Source organism: Erythrobacter sp. HKB08 (assembly GCF_004114695.1).
Lineage (GTDB): Bacteria > Pseudomonadota > Alphaproteobacteria > Sphingomonadales > Sphingomonadaceae > Parerythrobacter_A.
In genome coordinates this window covers 728016-752001 of the sequence record NZ_CP035310.1, presented here as the reverse complement: position 1 = coordinate 752001, position 23986 = coordinate 728016, and the positions used below count along the sequence as shown (strand labels likewise).

At 65.4% G+C, this 23986-nt stretch carries 23 protein-coding genes; 8 read left to right on the top strand and 15 right to left on the bottom strand.

Annotated features, from left to right (window positions below):
- Window positions 1–40: 40 nt before the first annotated feature.
- The 5 genes from lnt to hisS all read right to left on the bottom strand — a co-directional run bounded on the left by lnt (window position 41) and on the right by hisS (window position 5826).
- Window positions 41–1618, bottom strand: a complete 1578-nt coding sequence (lnt, locus tag EO245_RS03650) for an apolipoprotein N-acyltransferase (protein WP_128891654.1) — start codon at window positions 1616–1618, stop codon at window positions 41–43.
- A 46-nt stretch (window positions 1619–1664) separates the two neighbouring features.
- Window positions 1665–2321 (bottom strand): DUF4167 domain-containing protein, encoded by a 657-nt coding sequence (locus tag EO245_RS03645; protein WP_128891653.1) that lies wholly within the window; start codon window positions 2319–2321, stop codon window positions 1665–1667.
- 261 nt (window positions 2322–2582) lie between these two features.
- Window positions 2583–3386, bottom strand: a complete 804-nt coding sequence (gene prmC, locus EO245_RS03640; RefSeq protein ID WP_128893448.1) for a peptide chain release factor N(5)-glutamine methyltransferase — start codon at window positions 3384–3386, stop codon at window positions 2583–2585.
- 26 nt (window positions 3387–3412) lie between these two features.
- On the bottom strand, window positions 3413–4483 hold the full coding sequence (prfA, locus tag EO245_RS03635; protein WP_128891652.1) for a peptide chain release factor 1: 1071 nt from the start codon (window positions 4481–4483) through the stop codon (window positions 3413–3415).
- Window positions 4480–5826 carry a histidine--tRNA ligase gene (hisS, locus tag EO245_RS03630; protein ID WP_234026949.1) on the bottom strand — a complete coding sequence of 449 codons (1347 nt, stop codon included), beginning with the start codon at window positions 5824–5826 and terminating at the stop codon, window positions 4480–4482. Before hisS ends, prfA begins: the two co-directional genes overlap by 4 nt.
- A gap of 107 nt (window positions 5827–5933) precedes the next feature.
- On the opposite strand from hisS, the gene ppa reads away from it, so the two are divergent.
- Window positions 5934–6467 (top strand): inorganic diphosphatase, encoded by a 534-nt coding sequence (gene ppa / locus EO245_RS03625; protein WP_128891651.1) that lies wholly within the window; start codon window positions 5934–5936, stop codon window positions 6465–6467.
- 116 nt (window positions 6468–6583) lie between these two features.
- Here the strand turns inward: ppa and EO245_RS03620 are convergent, their stop codons facing one another.
- Genes EO245_RS03620 through EO245_RS03610 form a run of 3 tightly spaced genes read right to left on the bottom strand, consistent with a single transcriptional unit; the run spans window position 6584 to window position 9678 of the window.
- The gene (locus EO245_RS03620; protein ID WP_234026948.1) at window positions 6584–7981 is read right to left on the bottom strand and encodes a mechanosensitive ion channel family protein; all 1398 of its coding nucleotides are present in this window, start codon (window positions 7979–7981) and stop codon (window positions 6584–6586) included.
- A gap of 3 nt (window positions 7982–7984) precedes the next feature.
- Window positions 7985–9331, bottom strand: coding sequence for a TldD/PmbA family protein (locus EO245_RS03615; protein WP_128891650.1), 1347 nt, complete (start codon window positions 9329–9331; stop codon window positions 7985–7987).
- 41 nt (window positions 9332–9372) lie between these two features.
- Complete coding sequence (locus EO245_RS03610) at window positions 9373–9678, bottom strand: hypothetical protein (RefSeq protein ID WP_234026947.1); 306 nt, start codon at window positions 9676–9678, stop codon at window positions 9373–9375.
- A gap of 273 nt (window positions 9679–9951) precedes the next feature.
- Here EO245_RS03610 and lptB point away from each other — a divergent pair, with 273 nt between their 5' ends.
- From lptB to EO245_RS03590, 4 genes are all read left to right on the top strand, one after another.
- Window positions 9952–10734, top strand: a complete 783-nt coding sequence (lptB, locus tag EO245_RS03605; RefSeq protein WP_128891648.1) for an LPS export ABC transporter ATP-binding protein — start codon at window positions 9952–9954, stop codon at window positions 10732–10734.
- A gap of 8 nt (window positions 10735–10742) precedes the next feature.
- On the top strand, window positions 10743–12194 hold the full coding sequence (gene rpoN / locus EO245_RS03600; RefSeq protein ID WP_128891647.1) for an RNA polymerase factor sigma-54: 1452 nt from the start codon (window positions 10743–10745) through the stop codon (window positions 12192–12194).
- Between the two features lie 195 nt (window positions 12195–12389).
- Window positions 12390–13085, top strand: a complete 696-nt coding sequence (gene ctrA, locus EO245_RS03595) for a response regulator transcription factor CtrA (RefSeq protein WP_128891646.1) — start codon at window positions 12390–12392, stop codon at window positions 13083–13085.
- An 89-nt stretch (window positions 13086–13174) separates the two neighbouring features.
- A complete protein-coding gene (locus EO245_RS03590; protein WP_128891645.1) occupies window positions 13175–13876 on the top strand; it encodes a tRNA (guanosine(46)-N(7))-methyltransferase TrmB in 702 nt (233 codons plus the stop codon).
- Between the two features lie 9 nt (window positions 13877–13885).
- Here the strand turns inward: EO245_RS03590 and EO245_RS03585 are convergent, their stop codons facing one another.
- Complete coding sequence (locus EO245_RS03585) at window positions 13886–15022, bottom strand: aminotransferase class V-fold PLP-dependent enzyme (protein ID WP_128891644.1); 1137 nt, start codon at window positions 15020–15022, stop codon at window positions 13886–13888.
- A gap of 19 nt (window positions 15023–15041) precedes the next feature.
- Entirely contained in the window at window positions 15042–17303 is a 2262-nt protein-coding gene (locus EO245_RS03580) for an NADP-dependent malic enzyme (RefSeq protein WP_128891643.1), read from the bottom strand.
- Between the two features lie 138 nt (window positions 17304–17441).
- On the opposite strand from EO245_RS03580, the gene mutS reads away from it, so the two are divergent.
- From mutS to EO245_RS03565, 3 genes are read left to right on the top strand one after another with little or no spacing between them, the layout of a single operon-like run.
- On the top strand, window positions 17442–20066 hold the full coding sequence (mutS, locus tag EO245_RS03575) for a DNA mismatch repair protein MutS (protein ID WP_234026946.1): 2625 nt from the start codon (window positions 17442–17444) through the stop codon (window positions 20064–20066).
- Between the two features lie 26 nt (window positions 20067–20092).
- Window positions 20093–20482: a hypothetical protein gene (locus EO245_RS03570; protein WP_128891642.1), complete on the top strand. Its 390-nt coding sequence runs from the start codon at window positions 20093–20095 to the stop codon at window positions 20480–20482.
- On the top strand, window positions 20454–20879 hold the full coding sequence (locus EO245_RS03565; protein ID WP_128891641.1) for a YidH family protein: 426 nt from the start codon (window positions 20454–20456) through the stop codon (window positions 20877–20879). The genes EO245_RS03570 and EO245_RS03565 overlap by 29 nt, the downstream gene beginning before the upstream one ends.
- On the opposite strand, the gene EO245_RS03560 is transcribed toward EO245_RS03565, so the two are convergent.
- The 5 genes from EO245_RS03560 to gluQRS all read right to left on the bottom strand — a co-directional run bounded on the left by EO245_RS03560 (window position 20876) and on the right by gluQRS (window position 23870).
- Complete coding sequence (locus EO245_RS03560; protein ID WP_128891640.1) at window positions 20876–21220, bottom strand: hypothetical protein; 345 nt, start codon at window positions 21218–21220, stop codon at window positions 20876–20878. The genes EO245_RS03565 and EO245_RS03560 overlap by 4 nt on opposite strands.
- A 53-nt stretch (window positions 21221–21273) precedes the next feature.
- Window positions 21274–22143, bottom strand: coding sequence for a 3-hydroxyacyl-CoA dehydrogenase NAD-binding domain-containing protein (locus tag EO245_RS03555; protein ID WP_128891639.1), 870 nt, complete (start codon window positions 22141–22143; stop codon window positions 21274–21276).
- A gap of 62 nt (window positions 22144–22205) precedes the next feature.
- Complete coding sequence (locus tag EO245_RS03550) at window positions 22206–22775, bottom strand: cob(I)yrinic acid a,c-diamide adenosyltransferase (protein WP_128891638.1); 570 nt, start codon at window positions 22773–22775, stop codon at window positions 22206–22208.
- A gap of 24 nt (window positions 22776–22799) precedes the next feature.
- Window positions 22800–23030, bottom strand: a complete 231-nt coding sequence (locus EO245_RS03545; protein WP_128891637.1) for a hypothetical protein — start codon at window positions 23028–23030, stop codon at window positions 22800–22802.
- 9 nt (window positions 23031–23039) lie between these two features.
- A complete protein-coding gene (gluQRS, locus tag EO245_RS03540; protein ID WP_128893445.1) occupies window positions 23040–23870 on the bottom strand; it encodes a tRNA glutamyl-Q(34) synthetase GluQRS in 831 nt (276 codons plus the stop codon).
- Window positions 23871–23986 lie beyond the last annotated feature (116 nt).

Below are 23986 nucleotides of genomic sequence, written 5' to 3'. Positions count from 1 at the left end.
GGGACCCCATATAAAGAAATCTTTATGTCCGCTGCGAGGTCTAACGCGCTCCCCGTCGCGTGGCAACAAGCGATGCGAGAATTAGCAGCGCAGCCCATCCCATTGCCAGCCAGTTGCCCAGCCGGCTGAACAGCGTCGGCGGTTTGGCAGGCGGGACATAGCCGTCGATCCGCGCTGCCTTGTGCATGCCGATATAGCTGCGCACCACCCCGTCGGCATCGATGACCGCGCTGATCCCGGTGGTGGTAGAGCGCAGGACCGGCAGCCCTTCCTCGATCGCCCGCATGCGCGCCTGCGCGAGGTGCTGCGGCGGGCCGAAGGCGCCGAACCAGCCGTCGTTGGAGGGGTTGAAGATGTAGTCGGGGCGGTTCGCGGCATTCACGACCTGGCCCGAAAAGACGATTTCGTAGCAGATCTGCACGCCCGCCTTGCCCCACTCGCCGAGCTCGATCGTGTCGGGGCCCGGCCCGGGCCAGAAGTCGATCGTGCCGGCTACCAGGCGCGAGGCGCCGAGCGGTTCGAGCAGCCAGCGAAGGGCGAGGTATTCGCCATAGGGCACGAGGTGCGCCTTGTCGTAGCTGCCGACGATCTCGCCCGCCGAGTTGATCGCGGTGACCGCGTTGCGCGCACCGACCGCCCGGTCATCCTCGATTTCGAGATCGACCGCGCCCGTCAGCACGACCGCATCCTCGCCGATGACACGCCCGATCCGCTCGCGCGCGAATTTCGGGTCGGCATTGGCGGTCATGCGGACGTAGTAACGCGTGGGATAACCGTCTTCGAGATAGTCGGGAACGCCGGATTCGGGCCACAGGACCAGCCTGCGCTCGACATCGCGCTGCTTGCGCGAAAGCATAGCCGTGCGGGCGAATTGCTCTTCGAACTTCGTCGGGTCGTTCAGCTCGTCCTGCCGCGTATCGGGCTGGATAAGAGTGAACGCGAGCGTGCCTTCCTCTCGCTCGCCCGCGGGCAGATACATGCCGATCGCGAGCGCCGCGAACGCGGTCGCCACGGCGACGAACCGGCGGCGCATGATGGCAAGCGCGATGCCGCCCGATACAAGCACGAGGAAACCCGACAGCGCATAGGTGCCGAACCATGGGAGGGCCGCTGCGATTCCGGGGCGGTCGAACGGTCCCAGTAGTGCGAGGCTGAGCGGGTCCCAGGCGTAGCCGGTGAAAACCCAGCTGCGGAGCCACTCGGTCACTACCCATGCGCCTGCAAAGGCAAGCGCGAAGGCGCCGAATTTGCGCGAGCGCCCTGCAATCAGCCATGCGGCGAGGACCGCCAGCGCGGGATAGACCGCGAGGTAGAGCGAGAGCAGCGGCACCGCGAGCCAGCCGAGCGCGGCAGGCATTTCGCTTTGGTAAGTGAAGGCGGTCGCGATCCAGTTGTTGGCGAAGGTGAAATGCACGACGCCGAACAGCCAGCCGAGGCCGAATGTGCGGCGCGCGCTCTCACTGCGCCATGCAAGCCAGCCGAGGCCAGCCACACCGAGCAACGTCAGCGGCCAGACATGGAGCGGCGGGAAACCGCAGGCCGCGATGAGGCCGAACAGCATCGCCGCGAGACGCGGGTGTGCTGCCAGCCAGTCTAAGATTTTTGCCAACCCGTTCATATCCGAGCCCTTTTTCGAGCCAGCATTACCGGGTCAAGACGATTGATCAGCCGACCGCTTCGACCGCTTCCCCGTCACCGCTCGGCTTGGGGCGGCGCGGCGAAGCGCGGCGCTTGGGCTTTTCATCGGCAGCATCCGAGATCGACGGCGGCAGGACCGAAGCGTCGATTTCGCCATCGTCGGAATTGTCATCCGAATTACCCTGTGCCTCGCGCGGCTTGCGGGCGCGGCGCTTCTTGGGCGCTTCGTCGTCGTCGGAGCCGGCTGCAAAGGGGTTGTCCGAACCGTCGCTATCGTCGCCTTCCGCACCGCGCTTGGGCTTGGGAGCTTCGCGATCGTCGCGGCGCGAACGGCCCTTGCCCTTCTTCTCGCCGCGCTCCTTGCCGCTGCGGCGATCGTCGCCGTCGTTGTCGTCGTCATCGTCCTGCGACTGGCCGCGGCCGTCGTCACGCTTGGAGCGCGCTTCGTCCTGGCGGGCCTTGTTGTCGGCGATTACGCGGAAATAGTGATCGGCAAACTGCAGGTAATACTCGGCCTGCACGCGGTCGCCATTGTGCTGCGCGTCCTGGGCAAGCTTCTTGTACTTGTCGAGCAGCTGGGGCGCATTACCGCGCGCACGGCTGTCGATCCGGTTGGCCTGGTTGCCTCCGCCCTGGTTGCGATTCCCGCGACCACGGCGGCGATTATTGCGATTGTTGTTCAAGGAATACTCTTCCTTACCTTTGGGACACGGGCGCTTTCGCTAACTGGCAGCCCTGTCGCATGACCCCTCGCCGTGCCGGGCGTATTACCGGTCACGGTGCCCCATCTGCTAACCGTATCGCGAGGCCCCACCGGCCCGGACGCATATGCAAATGTTGGAGCTTAAGACCCGGCGGGAAACAACGCTGTCGGGAGATCCGGCACGCCGTAAACCGCTGGCCTTGACAAACAGGTAGAGCCTGCCGGGGCGTTTGCCAAGCCTTTATCGCAGAATCAGCGCCCGGGCCCGTCCGGCGAGATCACGGCGCAACTCCGCCGTAAAGCCGGATTCGCGAGCGATTCCAGCGACCGATTCGCCTTGGGATGCACCGATTTCGAGCACGACTATCCCCGATTCGCTGAGCAGCGAGCGCAATTGCGGCACGAGCGCCCGGTAGTCGTCGAGCCCCTCCGGACCGGAAAACAGCGCGCCGGCGGGCTCGAATCCGCGAACCGAGTGCGCCAGTTCGGCATCGTCTTCCACATAGGGCGGATTCGCGATGACGAGGTCGAATGTGCCGAGGCCTTCGCGCCATCCCTCCTCGTGCCAGTCGCGCTTCAGCATGTGACAGCGCTCGGCAAGATCGAGCCGCGCGGCATTGGCGGCTGCGACCGATAGCGCGCCGAGCGAACGGTCGATGCCCACACCCTCGCTGCCCTCCCGCTCGGCCAGCAGGGTGAGCAGCAGCGCGCCCGAACCTACGCCGCAATCGAGCGCTCGCCCGAAGCCGGGCGCGGCCTCGAGCGCCGCTTCGACCACGGTCTCGCTATCGCTGCGCGGGATCAGCACGTCGTCGGTGACCAGGAATTCGCGTCCGAAGAACTCCTGCCGCCCGAGGATATAGGCGACCGGTTCGTGGCGCATGCGGCGGGCGAGGAATTCGGCGAACCGCGCCGGGACTTCGGTCTTCTGGTGTCGCAGCAACAGGTCGGAGCGTGAGACCCCGAGTGCTTCGGCCATCAACAGTTCGGCATCGAGCCTTGCAGTGTCCGACACGGCGGACAGCTGCTGCGTCGCTTCGCGCATGGCTGCAGCGACATCCGCCACCGGCGTCACTCGCTCAGCGCAGCAAGGCGCTTGGCTTCGTCTTCGGCGATGAGCGCATCGACCAGTTCGGTTAGCCCCGGCCCGGCGAGCACTTCGTCGAGCTTGTGCAGCGTCAGCCCGATGCGGTGGTCGGTCACGCGCCCTTGCGGGAAATTATAGGTCCGGATGCGCTCGGACCGGTCGCCGCTGCCGACCATCGCCTTGCGTGCTTCGGCCTCGGCACCCTGCGCCTCGTCGCGCATCTTTTCGTAGAGGCGCGCGCGCAGCACCTGCATCGCCTTGGCGCGGTTCTTGTGCTGGCTGCGCTCGTCCTGCTGGGTGACGACGATACCGCTCGGCAGGTGGGTGATGCGCACTGCGCTGTCGGTCGTGTTGACGTGCTGGCCGCCTGCCCCGCTCGCGCGGTAGATGTCGATCTTGAGGTCCTTGTCCTCGATCTGCACATCGACCTCGTCGGGTTCGGGCAGCACGGCCACGGTCGCCGCCGAGGTATGGATGCGCCCCCCGCTCTCGGTCACCGGCACGCGCTGGACGCGGTGGACGCCGCTTTCGAACTTGAGCTTGGCGAACACGCCCTGCCCGGTGACGTTGGCGACAATTTCCTTGAAACCGCCGACTTCGCTCGCATTCATGCTGACCGGCTCGACGCGCCAGCCCTGTTCGGCAGCGAAGCGTTCGTACATCCGGTAGAGATCGCCCGCGAACAGCGCCGCCTCGTCCCCGCCAGTGCCAGCGCGGATTTCGAGCATGGCGGGCTTGCTGTCTGCGCTGTCCTTGGGGAGCATGGCGATCGCGAGCTGGCGCTCCGCCTCGGGCAGGCGGTCGCGGATTGCGGAGAGCTCCTCTTCCGCCATCGCTTTCATTTCCGGATCGGCGAGCATGTCTTCCAGCTCGAGGATTTCCGCGCGCATCGCCTTCACCTCGGCCGCGACTTTCGCCACCGGCTCGAGCTCGGCATAATCGCGGCTCGCCTGAACGAACGCGTCGCCCTCTAGCGTGCCGCTCGCCATGCGCGCTTCGAGTTCTGCGAAGCGGTTGGCGATCTGGTCGAGGCGTTCGGGAGGGACGACGCTCAATCGCGCTCTCCGAGCGAGCGGACGTCTTCTTCCAGCTTGTCGAGGCGCTCGTCCATCGCGTCGAAATCGTCCTCGAGACGCAGGTCCCATGCGCGATCGGTCAGATCGTCCATTTCGACGGCTTCCTGCTCGCCCGTCGCGAGATCCTTGAACTGCAGCTTGCCCGAGGCGAGCTCGTCTTCGCCGATGATGATCGCGGCTTTCGCACCCGACTGGTCCGCCCGGTTGAAGCGCTTTTTCACATTGCCGCGCGCGAACACCTCGACGGAGAACTGTTCGTTGCGAAGGTGCTGGGCGACTTCGGTTGCGCGCACCTCTGCATCGCCGCCGAGCGGGATGACGGCAAGCTCAGCCCCGGGTTCGGCGATATCGCCCACCAGCATCGCCAGGCGTTCGATCCCCGCAGCCCAGCCGACCGCCGGGGTCGCCGGGCCGCCGAGGCTTTCCATCAGCCCGTCATAGCGCCCGCCGCCCAGAATCGTGCTCTGGCTGCCGAGCTTGCCGGCCGCGTCGCTGCCCTCGTCGGGAATGAATTCGAAGGCGGTGTGGCGATAATAGTCGAGCCCGCGCACGAGGCTTTCGGCGCGCGTCCATTTGACTCCCGCTGCATCCAGGCCGCTGGTGACGGCGTCGAAGAACGCCTTGGCCTCGTCCGACAGGAACTGGTCGATCTTGGGTGCATCGGCGACGAACTTCCGGTCGCGGCGGTCCTTGCTGTCGAGGATGCGCAGCGGATTCTTCTCGAGCCGCTCCTGCGAATCCTCCGACAGCTCGTCCTTCACCGCGCGGAAATGCTCGACCAGCGCGGCGCGCCAGGCCTCGCGGCTGTCCGCATCGCCGAGCGTGTTGAGATGCAGCGTCACGCCCTCGATGCCGAGCTCGCGGATGATCTGGTCGGCCATGGCGAGCAGTTCGACATCCGCTTGCGGTTCGGCCGCGCCGATGATCTCCGCGTCGATCTGGTGGAACTGGCGGTAGCGGCCCTTCTGCGGGCGCTCGTAGCGGAACAGCGGGCCATGCGTCGCGACCTTCAGCGGCGCGTGCTGCTGCCAGCCGTTGGTCAGGAATGCGCGCGCGATACCGGCCGTGAATTCGGGACGCAGGGTGAGCGATTCCCCGCCGCGGTCCTCAAAGGAATACATTTCCTTCGACACGATATCCGTCGTCTCGCCGATCGAGCGGGCGAATACCTCGGTCTTTTCGAACACCGGCATTTCGACCCGGCGGAAGCGATAGAGCTTGCGCACGCGCTCGAAGGTTTCGACGACGAAGGCGAAGGCTTCCGCGTCGACACCGAAAATGTCCTGCGTTCCGCGGATGGCCTGTGGTGTATTCTTGCTCATGTCGGCGCGATTAGGGCCAACTGCCCCCTTCCGCAATGCCGCAACGCGCGCTAGAGCGCCCGCAAATCCGGGAGAGGGGCCGCAAACAAAATCACAGGACCCCGCACATGCGTATCGATAAAATTCCCGCCGGCGACAATCCGCCCGAGAGCCTGAACGTCGTTATCGAGGTTCCGACCGGGGGCGAGCCGGTGAAGTACGAGTTCGACAAGGAAAGCGGCGCGCTGTTCGTCGACCGCATCCTGCACACGCCGATGCGTTATCCGGCGAACTACGGCTTCGTGCCGCACACGCTGTCGCCCGACGGCGACCCGCTCGACGCGCTGGTCATCGCGCGCTCGCCCTTCATTGCAGGCTGCGTCGTGCGCGCCCGCCCGATCGGCGTGCTGAACCTCGAAGACGAGCACGGCGGCGACGAAAAGCTGATCTGCGTGCCGGTCGACACGACCTTCCCGTATTACTCCGACGTCGGCGAGACGAAGGACCTGCCCTCGATCATCTTCCAGCAGATCGAGCACTTCTTCACCCACTACAAGGATCTCGAAGCCGAAAAGTGGGTCCGCGTCGGCAACTGGGGCGACGCCGCAGAGGCCCGCCGGATCGTCGAAGAAGCAATCGAGCGGTATAACAAGAATAAGTAGGCGAACTTCGGCGGGCTCCGGCCCGCCGCAAGGGCGACCGCCCGCCCGCAGGTGCCCCGAAGCGTAGCGGAGGGATTAGCGCCGAGGATGCAAGCGCGGATGCGCTTGCCCAAAAATCATTCAGTAGGCCGGCTGTGGTCGAGCAGGTCCTTGTCCTGATCGCCGCCGCCCGCCTTGCGCTCTTCCTCGACCATCTGCGCGATTTCGTCTTGCGGGGTGACGTCCTCGCTTACCGGAGCAACGACGGCAGGCTTCTTCTCCGGCTCGGCCACGGCGGGCGCCGGAGCGGGGCTGGCCGCGTGGAGCTCTACGTTCTGTAGCGGCAGCGGCGTGGTGCGTGCATCGAAGCGCAGGCGGTAAATCGGCTCGGGCAGGCCGAAACCGGCATCTTCCAGCGCTGCCTTGACCGCGGCGATGGCGCGGCTCTTGGCCTTGAACCAGTCGGCTTCCCGCTGGTCGATCCAGCCGAGGAACTTGATCACGATATTGCTGTCGCCGACTTGCTCGACCCGCGCTTCGGGCGGCGGTTCGTCGAGCACGAAGGCCAGCCCTTTCAGGGTTTCGCGCCCCAGGTGCCGCGCGGCATTGGGATCGTCGTCGGCATCGATGCCCAGCTCGAATTCGAAGCGGCGCTGCGGGTTGGTCGTGTAATTGAGGATGACCGCCTTGAAGACCTGGCTGTTGGGAATGCGCAAATGGTTGCCGTCCAGCGTCATGAGGATCGTCGCGCGGCTCGTCAGCCGGATGACGCGGCCTTCCTTGTCGTCGATCAGCACATGGTCGTTCGCCCGGAACGGCTGGCGCAGGCTGAGCATGAGCGAGGCGACGTAATTCTCGATCGTGTCGCGCATAGCGAAGCCGAGTGCGATACCGATGACACCCGCGCCGCCGAGGACCGCGCCGAGCAATGCCCCCGCCCCGAGCATGTCGAGCGCAATGACGAGACCCATAACGACGAATACGAAGCGGATCGCGCTTGCTACCAGTTCGGCGAGGAAGGGGTTGGGCGTCACGCGCCTCCAGAAGCCGGAGAAGCTTGCTAGCAGGTAGCCGAATGCGCCGATGATGATAGCGACGAGCAGCGCGACCCCGACCAGCGGGGCAAGCTTGCCCCATCCGGCGATACGGTCGCTCAGCGATTCAAGCGCGCCGATACCACTGTCGACCGATACATCGCGCTCGATCGAATTCTCGACCGTTGCGACGTCGAAGCGGCTCGCGATGGTTTCGGCGCGGTCGATCGCCGCCTGGTCAGGGGCGGAGCCGGTCAGTGTTACGACGCCTTCCGACACCTCAACCTCGACTGCGGCGAGTGAGGGGACTTCGGCAAAGATTTCCCGAATGCGCGTCTCGATGCGTGTGTCGGCTTCAGGGTCGCGCGTTTCCTCCAGCGGGGTTGCTGGCGCGGCGATGGCCGGCTCGCTCGTCTCGGGGGCGGCGGGCAGGATCGCAAAGGCGGGCCCCGCCACCAGCAGCAGCGAAAACCCGATCAGCCAGCGCATCCATTCCCGCATTCTTTACTCCCCCGCTATCGTCATCCCGTCGACCCGCAACGTCGGCACATTGATCGCGCGATCGGTTTCGAGATCGTTCGCTGCCCGTAAAGCGGCGAACATCGGCACAAGGTTCCCGGCGATGGTGAATTCGGACACCGGCTCGGCCAGCTTGCCGTCGCGGATCCGCCGCCCCGACGCGCCGCGGCTGTAGTCGCCGGTGATCGCATTGACGCCCTGACCGATCAGTTCGGTGACCAAGACGCCGTCCTTGATGTCGGCCATCAGTTCCTCGGGCGACTGGTCGCCTGCAAGCAGGTCGACATTGCTCACCGAGATACCCGGAGCGCCCGACGCGCCGCGCACCGCGTGGCCGGTCGGCGCAATACCGAGCTGTGCGGCAGCGGCCATATTGGCGAGCCAGCCGGTGACGCGGCCGTGCTCCACCAGCGCGCGCGGCGTGGTCGGCAGTCCCTCGCCATCGAACGGGCGCGAGCGCATTCCGCGCACACGGTGCGGGTCTTCGAGAATGCGGATCGAGGGATCGAACAGCTCTTCCTCAAGCCGGTCGAGCAGGAAAGTCGAACGCCGCGCCGCGGACATGCCGCTCATCGCGCCGATCAGGTGCCCGACGAGCGAGACGCCGACACGCGGGTCGAACAGGACCGGCATCGCCCCGCTGGGCAATCGCTTGGGATCGAGCCGCCCGACAGCCCGCCGCGCTGCCTCGCGCCCGATCTCCGCCGCCTCGGGCAGGTCTTCCGTATGGCGGGCCGAGCGCGCTTCGTAATCGCGCTGCATCGCATCGCCCTCGCCCGCGATCATGCTTGCGCTGTAGTAGCGGTTGGAAGCTTCGTAGGCGGCGGCGAAACCATTGCTGGTCACCAGCGCGGCGAGCGAACGGCCCGCACCCGCGCTTGCCCCGTTGGAATTGGTCACGCCTTCGACGGCGCGCGCCGCATCCTCGATCTCGAGAGCTTTCTCGCGCAGCTTTTCAGGCGAGGGTTCGTCCGCATCCTTCAGGTCGAAATCGGCGAAGGGGCCGCGGGCGAGCAGGTCTTCGGGTGCAAGCTGTGCGTAAGGGTCTTCTGGAGCGTGGCGGGCCATTGCCACCGCGCGTTCGGCCATCTGCGCAAGGCCGTCTTCCGACAGGTCGCTCCCGCTGACGCTGGCGGACCGCTTGCCGACGAATACGCGAAGGCCGACCGATTCATCCTCGGACCGCTCGACATCCTCGAGGTCGCCGAGACGCACGGTCACGCTTTCGGATGCACTCGCGGTGGCGACGCTGTCGGCTGCATCGGCTCCGGCGGCGCGGGCAAGCGCGACGAGCCGTTGGGCGCTGTCGAGCGCGGTTTGCTTGGTGATCATGCGCCCGGCTTAGGGGCAGGCGGAATTTGCGGCAAGCGCGCTTAGAAGAGCGCGGCGAGACCCTTGATCACGCCGGTGATCAGGAAGGGCAGCCCGATGGCGAGCAACCACAGCATGACCTGGTCGCGGCGGAATGCACCGGCGAGTTCCATGCTTGCGGCATCCTCGTCGGACAGGTTGCGCCAGCGCCGTTCGAAGGCGCGGCAGGCCGGAATGATACCGGCAACGAGCACCACGAGCGCGAGATAGGGCAGGATCGACATGCCGGTCGATTTCATCGCCCCGGTGGTCACGAAGATCTGCAAGCCCGTGTAAGTCAGCAGAGCGTAGGCGACATTGTCGCTCATCTTCTTTCGCCAGTCCGTCGAATGGCGATGCTCAACCGATTGATTCTGTGCGACTGTTTTGTCGAGCGCCTTGCCCATGTGCGCCTCCTTTGTCCTCGTCCGAGTCGGACTATCTCAAATCCCGGCCCCGCGATCAAGTTTGGTAACCACAATGCAACAAATGTTGCGTTTCGTCGAACCTGATACCCGTTCAAACGAGAACCATGCAGGAATCTTGCCAAATCCTGCGCCGCAGGGGTTTGCAAGGGGCTTTCCATTGCTAAAGAGACCCTGATGAATGTTACCGAGCATCCGGAAGAGGCCCCGTCGGCCGACGCGCGTGCGCCGCTTCCCAATGGCGGTCTCGAAGTCATTTCGATCGCCAAGAGCTACGACAAGCGCGCGGTCCTGACCGACATTTCGCTCACCGTCGGCAAGGGCGAAGTGCTCGGCCTGCTCGGCCCGAACGGTGCGGGCAAAACGACCTGCTTCTATTCGATCATGGGACTGGTGAAGCCCGACAGCGGCCGCATCCTCATGGACGAAGAGGACGTGACCAACCTGCCGATGTATCGCCGCGCGATCCTCGGCCTCGGCTACCTGCCGCAGGAAACCAGCATCTTTCGCGGCATGACGGTCGAGCAGAACATCAACTGCGTGCTCGAAATGGTCGAGCCGGACCCGGAAACCCGCAAGGCGGAACTGGAACGCCTGCTCGACGAATTCGGCCTTACCCGCCTGCGCGAAAGCCCGGCGATGGCGCTGTCGGGCGGTGAACGCCGCCGCTGCGAAATCGCCCGCGCGCTCGCCGCGAAACCGTCGATCATGCTGCTCGACGAACCCTTCGCCGGGATCGACCCGCTGTCGATCAGCGACATCCGCGACCTGGTGAAGGACCTGAAGCAGCGCGGCATCGGCGTGCTCATCACCGATCACAACGTGCGCGAGACGCTCGATATCGTCGATCGCGCGTGCATCATATATGGCGGCCAGGTGCTCTTCGCGGGCACGCCGCAGGATCTCGTAGCCGACGAAAACGTGCGCCGCCTCTACCTGGGCGACTCATTTACATTGTGACCTGATCGATGGCGCTGGGTCCGAGACTAGACCTCCGGCAGACGCAATCGCTGGTGATGACGCCGCAGTTGCAGCAGGCGATCAAGCTGCTGGCGCTGTCCAATCTGGAAATCGAAACCTTCATCGGCGAAGCGCTCGAAGCCAATCCGCTGCTAGAGGCAGGCGAGGTCAGCCGCGAGGCCGGCGATCAGTCCGCAGCCGATGACGATTTCTCGCTCCCCGAGCCCGAAGCCGACGCAGGTGCCGGCGAGGCCGCGCTCGACATCGATGCAGGCGCGCTCGACCGCGACCGCGACACGGGCGACGGCGAGTGGGGCAGCGCTGCCGGATCACTCGGCAGCGAAATGCCGGACCTCGAAAACCGCGCCGATGCCGGGCCGACGCTTGCCGAGCACTTGCTCGAACAGATCGGCGCGGTCGCAGGCGATGCGCGCGAGGAGTTTATCGCGCACCACCTGATCGGACTGCTCGATGAAGCGGGCTACCTTGCGGCGGACCTGCGCGAAGTGGCCGGATCGCTCGGGGTGATGCCGGGCGAGGTCGAACGCGCACTCGAAGCCGTCCAGTCGCTTGATCCGACCGGCGTCGGCGCGCGCTCGCTTTCCGAATGCCTCGCGCTGCAGGCGAAGGAAGCGGACCGCTACGATCCGTGCATGGCGCGGCTGATCGACAATCTCGACCTCGTCGCAAAGGGCGAGTTCGCGCGCCTCAAGCGCATGTGCGATGTCGATGACGAGGATTTCGCCGACATGCTGTCCGAGCTGCGCGAATACGATCCGAAGCCGGGCCTCAAATACGGCGGCAGCGCGGAAGCCGCGGTCGTGCCCGACATCCTGCTTTCGTCCAACGAGGCGCAGGGCTGGGATATCAAGATCAACGAGGCGACCCTGCCGCGCCTCGTCGTGAACCGCGAATACTACGTCGAGCTGAAAGGCGGTTGCACCGACAAGGAAAGCCGCGCCTGGTTGGGCGAAAAGCTCGCCGATGCGAACTGGCTGATCAAGGCGCTCGACCAGCGGCAGAAGACGATCCTCAAGACGGCAGCCGAAATCGTGAAGCAGCAGGACGGTTTCTTCCGCCGCGGCGTGTCGGAACTGAAGCCGCTCACCTTGCGCGAAGTGGCCGAAGCGATCGAAATGCACGAAAGCACGGTCAGCCGCGTGACCAGCAACAAGTACCTGCATTGCGAGCGCGGCACTTTCGAGCTGAAGTACTTCTTCACCAGCGGCGTCGGCAGCGCGGACGGCGAAGGCGCGTCCTCCGAGGCGGTCAAGGCGCGCATCAAGACGCTAACCGATGCGGAGGACCCGAAGAAGATCCTCTCCGACGACAAGCTGGTCGAACTGCTCAAGGCGGAAGGCTTCGATATAGCCCGCCGCACGGTCGCGAAATATCGCGAGGCGATGGGCATCGGCTCCAGCGTGCAGCGGCGGCGGGCGAAGAAGATCGCCGGGATCTAGGCGGCGGGCCGGTCCGGTAAACGGCCGATAAACCACTGTGACTCAAAAGACTCACAAATTTCTAACGCGCCCTTTTACGCGACGTTAACCTTTTCCGTTCAGACCTTGTGTGGTTAATGAAGGGCAACACCTCTTAGCGAGGGGTTACCGCACGGATTGGACTGAAAGAGTTCTGGGGCAAAGGGGGACCTACCCATGCGCGTACTGTTGATCGAGGACGAGCCGACCACGGCGAAGGCCATCGAGCTCATGCTCACGACCGAAGGCTTCAATGTCTATTCGACCGACCTCGGCGAAGAAGGCTTGGATCTGGGCAAGCTGTATGATTACGACATCATCCTGCTCGACCTGAACCTGCCCGACATGCATGGCTACGACGTGCTCAAGAAGCTGCGCGTCGCCAAGGTGCAGACGCCGGTCCTGATCCTTTCGGGCATTGCCGAAATGGACTCCAAGATCCGCTCGTTCGGCTTCGGCGCCGACGACTATGTGACCAAGCCCTTCCACCGCGAAGAGCTGGTCGCCCGCATCCACGCCGTCGTGCGTCGTTCGAAGGGCCACAGCCAGTCGATCATCCGCACCGGCAAGCTTGCCGTGAACCTCGATGCGAAGACCGTCGAAGTCGACGGCGCCCGCGTCCACCTCACCGGTAAGGAATACGCGATGCTCGAGCTGCTTTCGCTGCGCAAGGGCACCACGCTGACCAAGGAAATGTTCCTCAACCACCTCTATGGCGGGATGGACGAGCCGGAACTCAAGATCATCGACGTCTTCATCTGCAAGCTGCGCAAGAAGCTCAGCCATGCATGCGGCGGCGAGAACTATATCGAGACCGTATGGGGCCGCGGCTACGTGCTGCGCGACCCGGAAAGCACGGCGGAAGCCGCCTAAGCGAATTAATCCTGGACGGGAATTCGGCACCCGGGGCGGCGACGCTCCGGGTGTTTTCTTTATGCGCCGCTTGGCCTACGGGGCCGCGCATGAGTGCATTCAAGGAAGGCGACCCGACAACCCTCAACCGGCTGTATGGCCGCAGCCAGGGCAAGCCGCTGCGCGCGCGCCAGCAGGCGCTGGTCGACAATCTCTATCCGCAGATCGCCGTGCCGGAGGAAGGCCCGGTCACGTCAGAGCGCCTGCTCGGGCATGATCGCCCGATGCATTTCGAGATCGGCTTCGGCGGCGGGGAGCATCTCGCCTACCGCGCCGACCTGCTGCCCGACCATGGCTTCATCGGCGCCGAGCCCTTCGTCAACGGCGTCGCGCAGGCGCTGACACATATCGAGGACCAGAAGCTCGCCAACGTGCGGCTCTATATGGGCGATGCGCTGGAAGTGCTCAGCCGCGTGCCCGACGGCTCGCTGACGATGCTCTACCTGCTGCATCCCGATCCGTGGCCGAAGAACAAGCATGCCAAGCGCCGGATGATGAACGACGGCCCGGTCGAGATGTTCGCGGCGAAACTGAAACCGGGCGGCGTCTTCCGCTTCGGGACCGACCACCCGGTCTATTTGCGCCACGCACTGATGGTGATGCAGCGCCACACCGACGCGTTCGAATGGAAAGTCGATGGGCGCAGCGACTGGGAGAACCGTCCGTCGGGCTGGCCGGAAACCCGCTACGAGCACAAGGCGCGCACGGTCTATGGCCACGAGGTCTGGTACTTCCAGTATCTCAGGCGCTAGGCGCTTGCCTCAGTCCGGGCGCAGGGCCGCGATCAGCGCGGCGCGGTCTTCCGGCGTGTTGTAAAGGTGCGGAGTAACGCGCAGCGAATTGCCGCGTAGCGAGACGAGCACGTTCTTTTCCGCCAGCCGGTCGGTCAGCCCATCGGGCACGCCGTCGGGAAATTCGAGCGCGAGGAAATGGTTCGCACGGGTTTCGAGCCCGGCGGACTTCAGGCCAAGCTCACCCGCCTCTTTCGCAATGGAGCAGGTCTCGCGGCCGAGCGTTTCGGCAATCGCCTCGACCCCGAATTCCAGCAGGAAGTCGATGGCCGCGCTCGCGCCTTCGAGCAGCGGCGGATTGCTCTTCTCGCCCATGTCGAAGCGCCGCGCACCGGGCTGGAAGTCGTCGCGATAATCGACCAGCCGGGCGAAATCTTCCGACCCGCCGCGGTTGATCCAGTTGTTCTCGATCGGCGTGCCGTCGAGATACTTCGGATCGGCGTAGAGAATGCCGATCCCGTAGGGGCCGAAGAGCCATTTGTAGCAGGCCGCGACGGCGAAATCGGGTTGCACGGCGGCGAAGTCGATCGGCATCGCGCCCAGCGACTGCGTCAGGTCGAGCACCAGCGCCGCGCCATGTTCGCGCGCCTTGCGCCCGACGGCTTCGAGATCGACTTTCCGCCCGTCGGCCCAGTGGCAATGCGGCAGTGCGACGATTGCGGTGTCCGGACCGATCGCGTCGAGCACGGCTTCGCTCCAGCAGGCCCCGGCCTCGCGCCGGACTGTGACGACCTCCCCGCCCTTGCCCGCCGCCAGCTCGCGCCAGGGATAGACGTTGGAGGGAAACTGGTCGGCGAGCGTGACGATCTGCTGCCCGCTCGCGAACGGCAGGTTGCGCGCCGCGATAGCGAGCCCGTAGCTGACCGAGGGCACGATCGCGAGATTGTCGCCCGGCGTGCCGATGATGGCCGCCGCCCGCTCGCGGAAATGCTCTGATAGGCTGAAGAAGTGCTCGGGCCGCACTTCCCACGGACGCTGCTTGCGCCGCGCGCCGCGCTCGACCGCTTCGACTACCGTGTCGGCGAGCGGGGCCATGTAGGCGCAGTTCAAATAATGCACGTCGCCGGGAATGGCGAAGCGGTGCCGCTGGCAAGCGATCGGCTGCATCGCGATTACGCTGCCCGGATCAGCCGACGACGCCGGCCGCTGCGAGCACGCTCAGCGTCAGCACGTCGGGGGCGATGGCGGTCATCGGGGCGATCTGCACCGGCTTTTCCATGCCGATCAGCATCGGACCGATGGTCGCATTGCCCGCCAGTTCGCGCAGCAACTTCGCCGACAGATTGGCCGACTGCAGGCCCGGCATGATGAGCACATTCGCCGGCCCGGACAGGCGGCTGAACGGATAAAGCTCCATCACCTTGGTGTTGAGCGCGGCATCGGGCGCCATTTCGCCTTCGTATTCGAAATCCGGCTTCTCCTCGTCGAGCAGCGCCACCGCCTCGCGGATATTGGCGAGCCACTGGCCCGAAGGGTTGCCGAAGGTCGAATAGGAGAGGAAGGCAACGCGCGGTTCGTGGCCCATGCGGCGGGCAACGGCGGCGGTTTCCTTGGCGATATGGGCGAGCTGCTCGGCGCTCGGGCGCTCGTTGATCGTCGTGTCGGCAAGGAACGTCGTGTGGTTCTTGCCGATCATCATGTGGATGCCGAAAGGCACCGCGCCGGGCTTGGGATCGAGCACGCGGTTAATCTCGCGCGCGGTCTGCGCGAAAGTGCGCGTGAGGCCGGAGATGACCGCATCGCCGTGGCCGAGTGCGACCAGCAGCGCGGCGAAGACGTTGCGTTCCTGGTTGACCATGCGGCGCACGTCGCGCTCGGTGTAACCCTTACGCTGCAAGCGCTTGTAGAGGTACTCGACCATCTGCGGGACGTATTCGGAATCGGCCGAGTTCTGGATCTCGTAGTCGCCCGGGTTCTCGACCCCGAGCTGGTGCAGCTTGTCGGCGACCGCCTTGGTCCGCCCGACGAGGATCGGCTTGCCGTAGCCGAAATCACGGAACTGGATCGCGGCGCGCAGCACCACGTCCTCTTCCGCTTCGGCGAAGACCACGCGCTTCGGATTCGCCTTGGCGATCTCGTAGACGTTGGTGAGGATCGCGGTCGTCGGATTGAGCCGCGCCTTCAGGTCGAGGCGATAGGCATCCATGTCCGCGATTGGCGCCTGCGCGACGCCGGTGTCCATCGCGGCCTGCGCGACCGCGGAGGAGACGACTTCCATCAGGCGCGGATCGAACGGCGCGGGAATGATGTAGTCGGTGCCGAACTTGTGGTTCACGCCGTAGGCTGCCGCGACCTCCTCCGGCACGCGTTCGCGCGCGAGGGTGGCGATAGCCTCGGCCGCGGCGATCTTCATTTCCTCGTTGATCGCGGTCGCCTGCACGTCGAGCGCGCCGCGGAAGATGAAGGGAAAGCCGAGCACGTTGTTGACCTGGTTCGGAAAGTCCGAGCGACCGGTCGCGACGATCGCATCGGGGCGCACGGCCTTCGCATCGTCGGGCATGATTTCCGGCACCGGGTTGGCCATGGCGAAGATGATCGGCTTGTCGGCCATCTTCTTGACCCACTCCGGCTTGAGCGCACCGGCAGCCGACAGGCCGAGAAAGATGTCAGCCCCGACGAGGGCTTCTTCGAGGCTGCCCGCGCTGGTTTCTACCGCGTGGGCGCTCTTCCACTGGTCGACGCCTTCGCGGTTCGGGGTGATCGGGCCGGAGCGGTCGCACATGATGACGTTGTCGTGCTGCACGCCCATCGCCTTGACGAGCGCGGTACAGGCGATGGCGGCGGCACCCGCGCCGTTCACCACGACCTTCACATCCTTGATGTCGCGCCCGGTCAGGTGACAGGCGTTGAGCAGCCCGGCGGCGGTAATGATCGCCGTGCCGTGCTGGTCGTCATGCATGATCGGAATGTTCATCCGTTCGCGCAGGGCCTGCTCGATGATGAAGCACTCGGGCGCCTTGATATCCTCGAGGTTGATGCCGCCGAAGGTCGGTTCCATCAGCGCGACCGCGTTGATGAAGGCATCCGGGTCTTCGGTGGCAAGCTCGATGTCGATCGAATCGACGTCGGCGAAGCGCTTGAACAGCACTGCCTTGCCTTCCATCACCGGCTTGGAGGCAAGCGCGCCGAGATTGCCGAGGCCGAGGATCGCGGTCCCGTTGGAAATGACCGCGACGAGGTTCGAGCGCGCGGTGTAATTGGCGGCAAGCTGCGGGTTCTCGGCAATGGCCTCGACCGGCGCGGCGACGCCCGGCGAATAGGCGAGGCTGAGGTCGCGCTGGGAAGCCATCGGCTTCGAGGCGATGATCTCGATTTTACCGGGCCGGATCGTCTCGTGATAGAACAGCGCCTCGCGCGTGGTGAAGCTGCCGGGCTTTTCGTCGTCCACGATTGGATCCCCCTTGGTATTTCCGTTACGTCTGGCGCGCTTAGCGAAGCAATACGGCAAGGGATAGGGGAAAGGCGACAGGGGAAAGGCAATTGCCCGCCCTTCCCGAATCGCGCGCCCCTCGCTTTACCCGTCCCCATGGCGGGCAAACCCACCCCGATGATGGAACAGTACCTGGCGCTGAAGGCGGAGGCCGAAGGCTGCCTGCTGTTCTACCGGATGGGCGACTTCTTCGAACTGTTCTTCGACGATGCGAAAGAAGCCGCCGCCATCCTCGATATCGCGCTGACGACGCGCGGCGAGCACGGCGGGGAACCGGTGCCGATGTGCGGCGTGCCGGTCCATTCGGCGGAAGGCTATCTCGCCCGGCTGATCAAGGCCGGCTGCCGTGTCGCCATCGCGGAACAGGTCGAAACGCCCGAAGAAGCGAAGGAACGTGCACGCCGCGAAGGCTCGCCGGTGTCGAAGGCGCTGGTGAAGCGCGACATCGTGCGCTTCGTCACTGCAGGCACGCTGACCGAGGAAGCGCTGCTCGAACCGCGCCGGGCGAATGTGCTAGCCGCGCTGTGCGAGGTGCGCGGGCGCCTCGGCCTTGCGAGCTGCGACATTTCGACCGGGCGGATGGAACTGGAAAGCTTCGAGCCCGAAGCGGCGGGTGCGGCACTCGCACGGATCGGGGCGAGCGAACTGGTCGTGCCCGAAGGCTTCGAGCCCTTTCCCGACGCAGCCATCGAACGCGCGCGCTCCAGCTTTTCGAGCGAGGAAGGCGAAGCGCGGCTGAAGGCACTGCACGACGTCGCGACGCTCGACGCCTTCGGTGATTTCGACCGCGCGATGCTGGCGGCGGCAGGCGGGCTTGTCGCCTATCTCGAACACGCCGGGCGCGGCTCGCTGCCTTTCCTCTTGCCGCCGGTGGTGCGGGCTGGCGAGAAGCATCTGGCGATGGACGAGGCGACACGTACCAGCCTCGAAATCCTCGCCTCCCAGCAGGGAACGCGGCAGGGCAGCCTGATCGCAGCAATCGACCGCTGCGTGACCGGCGCAGGGGCCCGGCTGCTGGCCGAGGACCTGTCCGCCCCGCTGTGCGACGAAAACGCCATTGCCGAGCGGCTCAAGCTTGTCCGCTGGTTCCACCGCGACCCGCTGCTGCGCGCCGACCTGCGCGAAGTCCTGCGCTCGCTGCCCGACATCGGGCGTGCGCTCGGCCGCGTGGTCGCCGAACGCGGCAGCCCGCGCGATCTCGGCCAGATCCGCGACGGGCTGGGAGAAGCGCGGCGCATTCGCGACCACCTCGCCGCCAAGCCCGACCGCCCCGCCCTGCTCGAGGCGCTGCTTCCCGCAATGGCCGGGCACGGCGCGCTGGTCGACCATTTGCAGCGCGCACTGGTCCCCGCGCCGCCGACCGAGCGATCGAACGGCGGCTACATTGCGGAAGGATACGACGCCTCGCTCGACGAGTTGCGGCAGGTGTCGGGCAATGCCCGCCGCGCGATCGCCGCGCTCGAGAGCCGCTACCGCGAGGACACCGGCATCTCTTCGCTCAAGATCAAGCACAACGGCGTGCTCGGCTATTTCATCGAGGTGCCGAGCCGCCATGCAGACGCGCTGATGGCCCCCGACAGCGGCTTCACCCATCGCCAGACGATGAAGGGCGCGGTGCGCTTCAACTCGCTCAGCCTGCACGAGGAAGCCGGACGCATCAGCGAAGCGGGCGGCCATGCGCTTGCCCTAGAAGAACAGCACTTCGCGCAGCTTGTCGGCGAAGTCGTCGCCGCGCGCGAGGCCATCGCCGCGACCGCCGCCGCGCTCGCGCGGATCGACGTCGCCGCCGGGCAGGCGGAGCGCGCGGCAGAGGGCGACTGGTGCGAACCGGAAATCCTGCCCGATGCCTGCCTCGACATATGCGAAGGACGCCATCCGGTTGTCGAAGCCGCCCTCGCCCGGTCGGGAGAGCGCTTCGTTGCCAACGACTGCTCGCTCGGCCCGGACGACCGGCTGTGGCTGATCGGCGGTCCGAACATGGGCGGCAAATCGACCTTCCTGCGCCAGAACGCGCTTATTGTGCTGCTCGCGCAGGCGGGCGGGTTCGTGCCTGCGAAGACGGCACGCATCGGCTTGGTCGACCGGCTCTTCAGCCGCGTCGGCGCGTCGGACAATCTCGCGCGCGGGCGCTCGACCTTCATGGTCGAGATGGTCGAAACCGCGGCAATCCTCGCTCAGGCGACGGAACGAAGCTTCGTCATTCTCGACGAGGTCGGGCGCGGCACATCCACTTACGATGGCCTCGCGCTCGCATGGGCGGTGGTCGAGGCGGTGCATGAGACCAATCGCTGCCGCTGCCTGTTCGCGACCCATTATCACGAGCTTTCGCGGCTCGCGGAAAGCTGCGACGCGCTCTCGCTGCACCATGTTCGCGCGCGCGAATGGAAGGGCGACCTCGTCCTTCTCCACGAACTCGCAATGGGCGCGGCGGACCGCAGCTACGGCCTCGCGGTTGCCAAGCTTGCCGGCATTCCGAAACCGGTCGTCGCGCGGGCAAAATCGGTCCTCGACAGGCTCGAAAAGGGGCGTGCGGAAACCGGCGGCATCGCGGCAGGCCTCGGCGATCTGCCGCTGTTCGCCGCCGCGAGCGAACCGGTGGAGGAAGCCCGCGACGAGCTGCGCGACAGGCTCGATGCGCTCGATGTCGACGCGCTCTCCCCGCGCGATGCGCTTGAAATCCTGTACGAATTGAAGAAGGCGGCCAGCCCTACCGAACGTTAACCCCGTTTCGCTATATCGAACGGGTTATGTCATCGGGCCGTATCGACATGCGCGTCGTCGCGCTGGGTATCATGGGTGTCGTGCTGGTAGGCGCGGCCGTTCTCGTGCCGTCGGAAGAACAGCGCGACACATCGCGCGAGCTCATGGCGGACATGCAAAAACATCGCGAGACGATCGAACGGGTCAACGAGCGCCGCTCCTCACGATCGCAGCGCCCCGAGCGTTCGGAGCGCGAGGAATACCGTGCCTCGGACGACGACCTGGTCGACGATGCTGCGGGTATCGACCCGTCGGGCATCGATCCGGTCGGTTTCGACCCGACGCCGCGGGATATCGAGCCGCTGGTCTCGACGGAACCCGGTGTCGAGGAATCCGTTACTACCGTCGATGGCGGAGAAGAAGGACAACTCGACTGACCTTGCGGAAAAGCGCACCGACTGGGCGGAAAACCGCACCGATTGGGCCGAAGATCGCACCGTACAGGCAACCGAACGGACTTACGCCGGCTGGCTGAGAACGGCCTTCGCAGCCATCGGTATCGGGCTCGGTTTCAGGGCCGTCTTCGGCGAATTCGAACCCCCATGGCTCGCGCAGGGGATCGCCACCATCTTCATCATCATCGGCGGCGTCGTGTCGTGGTCGGCACAGCGGAACGCCTGCGCATCACTGTCGCGCCTGCAAACGCACGCGGTCGATGCACCGCGCGCGCTGCATATGCGCTGGCTGAGCTACACGGTGAGTTCCGGGGCCGTCCTGCTGGTCGTCGCGCTGTGGCTGCTGCGGGACGGCGGCCTCGGCGGCAAGCCGCTCTAGGAACCGTCCCCGCGCAGGCCGTCGAGCTTGTTGCTCTCGCCATATTTGTCGACATTGTCGTCGTGGTTCGGCTCGCCCTTGAAGGCGTCCATGTCGATCCGGCCCGAGCTTTCCATGTCGCGCATGTGATCGATCGTGTCCTGCGTCGAATCGTTCATCAGCCCGGAGCTGTTGTCGCTCTTCTCGCTCTCGGTCGGACTGCGCGTCGCGGCGGTGGTCGCCATCGCCTGCTCGGCGACTTCCTGCGCCTGGTTGCGATGATCGTCCTGCTCGTCGTTGTGCGTTTCGGGCGCGAGGTTCGCCTGGCGGGCTTCCTGGCTCTCTACCTTGGTGTCGGTCATGCAAAATCTCCTTTGCACAACCAACGGACCGCACGGCGCGGCGGTTCCGACAATCAGCGCGTCGGAACCGGCATTTCGCCCGAATAATCGTAGAAACCCTTGCCCGTCTTGCGACCGAGCCAGCCGGCTTCGACATATTTCACCAGCAGCGGCGCGGGACGATATTTCGCATCGCGGGTCGTCTTGTAGAGCACCATGATGATGTCGAGGCAGGTATCCAGCCCGACGAAATCGGCCAGCTGCAGCGGGCCCATCGGGTGGTTGAGGCCGAGGCGGCAGCCCTTGTCGATATCCTCGATGCTCGCCGTCGACTGGCCGAGGACGAAGATCGCCTCGTTGATCATCGGCAGCAGGATGCGGTTGACGACGAAGCCCGGCTCGTCCTGCGACAGGACCACTTCCTTGCCGAGGCTTTCGGCAAATTCGACGATGTCATCGGTCGTCGCCTTTGCGGTCGCAAGGCCGGGGATGACCTCGATCAGCTTCATCACCGGGACCGGGTTGAAGAAGTGCAGGCCGATGAAGCGAGCCGGGTCGGGCGAATAATTCGCCATGCGGGTGATCGGGATCGAGCTGGTGTTCGAGGCCATGATCGCGTCGCTCGCAAGCACCTTGCCCGCCGCTTCGAAGATCGCCTTCTTGATCTCTTCCTTCTCGGTCGCGGCCTCGATGATCAGGTCCGCTTCCGACATGGGTGCGTAGTCGCCGACCGGGGTGATCCGACTCATGGTCGCCTTGGCTTCCGCGCCATCGACCTTGCCGCGTTCGACGAGCTTTGCGAGCCCCGCATCGATCCGGCCGACAGCGGCCTGCGCGAGTTCGAGGCTGACGTCTGACAGCATGACCTCGTGGCCGAATTGCGCGACGGTCTGCGCGATGCCCGAACCCATCTGGCCCGCACCGATGACGGCGACTTTCTTCATGTCCGCAATTTCCTTCGCAAGTGCAGCAAAGGCGGCCTGTTAGCGGGCCTTGGCGGTGCTGGCTAGCGGTTTGCGCCCGGCACCCACTTCACGTCGCGCTCGCCATGGTCGTTGAGCGAGCGGGCGAGGACGAAGAAATAGTCCGACAGGCGGTTGATATAGGCGAGTGCCTGCGGATTGACCGGCTCCAGGGCCGCGAGGGCCGACATGGCGCGCTCGGCCCGGCGGATCGAGGCGCGGGCGACATGTGCGCGGGCGGCTGAATCGGTCCCGCCCGGCAGGACGAAGCTGTCGAGCGGCTCGAGATGCTCGGTCAGCGCGTCGATCCGCGCTTCGACCCACTCCACCTGCGGAGCAACGATGCGAAGCACCGTCTCGCTCGGTTCGAAATCCTCGCCCGGCGTCGCAAGGTCGGCTCCGAGGTCGAACAGGTCGTTCTGGATGCGGAACAGCTCGGTCGCGAAGTCGCTCGCCGCGAGCAGTGCGCCGACCCAGCCGATCGCGCTGTTGGCTTCGTCGACCGCGCCGATCGCGTCGATGCGCGGCCCGTGCTTGGGTGTGCGCGAGCCGTCGACAAGGCCGGTCGAACCGTCGTCGCCGGTCTTGGTGTAGATCTTGTTGAGCTTGACCATTGCCCCTCCTCCCCGAGGAAAGCGTTACTGGTTCAGCATCAATATCACGGCAACCACGAGGATGGCGAGCGCCTGGTACTTGATGCGCGCGAACATCGCCTTGTTCTGCGCCAGCTGCATGTCGGTCGCGGTTTCGCCCGTGTTGTTCTCGAGGTCGATCTTGGTCGTCTTGAGGAAGGCGACGATGCCCTTGATGAGCGAAAAGACGACAAGTCCGCACAGCACGATGAGGACGATGATGAGAAATTGTGTCATGCAACCTACCTAGGAAGGATCGAGGGAAATTCCAGCCGGGAAACGCCCGGCGCGCAAATCGGTTGCAAGCGCTTTCCCATCTATTCCCTCGGCGCGCAAATCCGACAGTCCTTTCGAACCGCGCCGCTTGGCGAGCTTGCGGCCGCTTTCGTCGAACAGCAGCTTGTGGTGGTGCCACGTCGGAACCGGCAGGCCGAGCAGCGCCTGCAACAGGCGGTGGATGTGCGTTGCGGGGAACAGGTCCATGCCGCGCGTCACCAATGTGATGCCATCGGCGGCATCGTCGAGCGTCGCGGCGAGGTGATAACTCGCGGGAGCATCCTTGCGCACCAGCACGACGTCGCCGAACTCGCGCGGATCGGCACGTTGCTCGCCCGCCAGCTCGTCATGCCAGCTCAGCTCGCCGACATCGTTCAGGGCCCGGTCGATATCGAGCCGCAGGGCGGCCGGCTTTTCCGGGTCGAGCAAGCGCCCCTTGCAGGTGCCGGGATAGATATGCCCCTCCTTGCCGAGCCGCGGCCGCATCGCCTCGATCTCGGCACGGGTGCAGGTGCAGGGGTAGAGATAGCCCTCGGCGAGCAGGCGCTGCGCCGCTTCCTCGTAGCTTGCCAGCCGGGTCGATTGCGCGGGCACTTCCTCCCATTCGAGCCCGAGCCAGGCGAGGTCTTCGCGGAATGCCTCGGCGAATTCGGGGCGCGAGCGCGGGCCGTCGATATCTTCCACCCGCAGGAGGAACCGCCCGCCCCGCTCCTTCGCGAGATCATGCGCAATGATCGCGGCATAGGCATGGCCGAGATGCAGCGGACCGTTCGGGCTCGGGGCGAAGCGGGTCACGGTCATCTGGCGCTTGACACTCCTCATCGTGCGACTCGCGGGAAACGCTACATAAATTCGCTGTGGATTGCGCACCTGTAACAGGCTTGACGTTTTTTTGGGCAAGTGTTCCCTTGCAATCA

What these genes read in the sequence shown, in the direction of transcription:
- ppa (WP_128891651.1), top strand. Translation starts at nt 5,934, where the DNA reads ATGCGTATCGATAAAATTCCCGCCGGCGACAATCCGCCCGAGAGCCTG.
- mutS (WP_234026946.1), top strand. Translation starts at nt 17,442, where the DNA reads ATGGCGGGCAAACCCACCCCGATGATGGAACAGTACCTGGCGCTGAAG.
- EO245_RS03565 (WP_128891641.1), top strand. Translation starts at nt 20,454, where the DNA reads ATGGCGGAGAAGAAGGACAACTCGACTGACCTTGCGGAAAAGCGCACC.
- EO245_RS03590 (WP_128891645.1), top strand. Translation starts at nt 13,175, where the DNA reads ATGAGTGCATTCAAGGAAGGCGACCCGACAACCCTCAACCGGCTGTAT.
- ctrA (WP_128891646.1), top strand. Translation starts at nt 12,390, where the DNA reads ATGCGCGTACTGTTGATCGAGGACGAGCCGACCACGGCGAAGGCCATC.
- EO245_RS03555 (WP_128891639.1), bottom strand. Translation starts at nt 22,143, where the DNA reads ATGAAGAAAGTCGCCGTCATCGGTGCGGGCCAGATGGGTTCGGGCATC.
- prmC (WP_128893448.1), bottom strand. Translation starts at nt 3,386, where the DNA reads ATGCGCGAAGCGACGCAGCAGCTGTCCGCCGTGTCGGACACTGCAAGG.
- gluQRS (WP_128893445.1), bottom strand. Translation starts at nt 23,870, where the DNA reads ATGACCGTGACCCGCTTCGCCCCGAGCCCGAACGGTCCGCTGCATCTC.
- rpoN (WP_128891647.1), top strand. Translation starts at nt 10,743, where the DNA reads ATGGCGCTGGGTCCGAGACTAGACCTCCGGCAGACGCAATCGCTGGTG.
- lptB (WP_128891648.1), top strand. Translation starts at nt 9,952, where the DNA reads ATGAATGTTACCGAGCATCCGGAAGAGGCCCCGTCGGCCGACGCGCGT.
- EO245_RS03610 (WP_234026947.1), bottom strand. Translation starts at nt 9,678, where the DNA reads ATGAGCGACAATGTCGCCTACGCTCTGCTGACTTACACGGGCTTGCAG.
- EO245_RS03585 (WP_128891644.1), bottom strand. Translation starts at nt 15,022, where the DNA reads ATGCAGCCGATCGCTTGCCAGCGGCACCGCTTCGCCATTCCCGGCGAC.
- EO245_RS03545 (WP_128891637.1), bottom strand. Translation starts at nt 23,030, where the DNA reads ATGACACAATTTCTCATCATCGTCCTCATCGTGCTGTGCGGACTTGTC.
- hisS (WP_234026949.1), bottom strand. Translation starts at nt 5,826, where the DNA reads ATGAGCAAGAATACACCACAGGCCATCCGCGGAACGCAGGACATTTTC.
- EO245_RS03620 (WP_234026948.1), bottom strand. Translation starts at nt 7,981, where the DNA reads ATGCGGGAATGGATGCGCTGGCTGATCGGGTTTTCGCTGCTGCTGGTG.
- lnt (WP_128891654.1), bottom strand. Translation starts at nt 1,618, where the DNA reads ATGAACGGGTTGGCAAAAATCTTAGACTGGCTGGCAGCACACCCGCGT.
- EO245_RS03550 (WP_128891638.1), bottom strand. Translation starts at nt 22,775, where the DNA reads ATGGTCAAGCTCAACAAGATCTACACCAAGACCGGCGACGACGGTTCG.
- EO245_RS03615 (WP_128891650.1), bottom strand. Translation starts at nt 9,331, where the DNA reads ATGATCACCAAGCAAACCGCGCTCGACAGCGCCCAACGGCTCGTCGCG.
- EO245_RS03560 (WP_128891640.1), bottom strand. Translation starts at nt 21,220, where the DNA reads ATGACCGACACCAAGGTAGAGAGCCAGGAAGCCCGCCAGGCGAACCTC.
- EO245_RS03570 (WP_128891642.1), top strand. Translation starts at nt 20,093, where the DNA reads ATGTCATCGGGCCGTATCGACATGCGCGTCGTCGCGCTGGGTATCATG.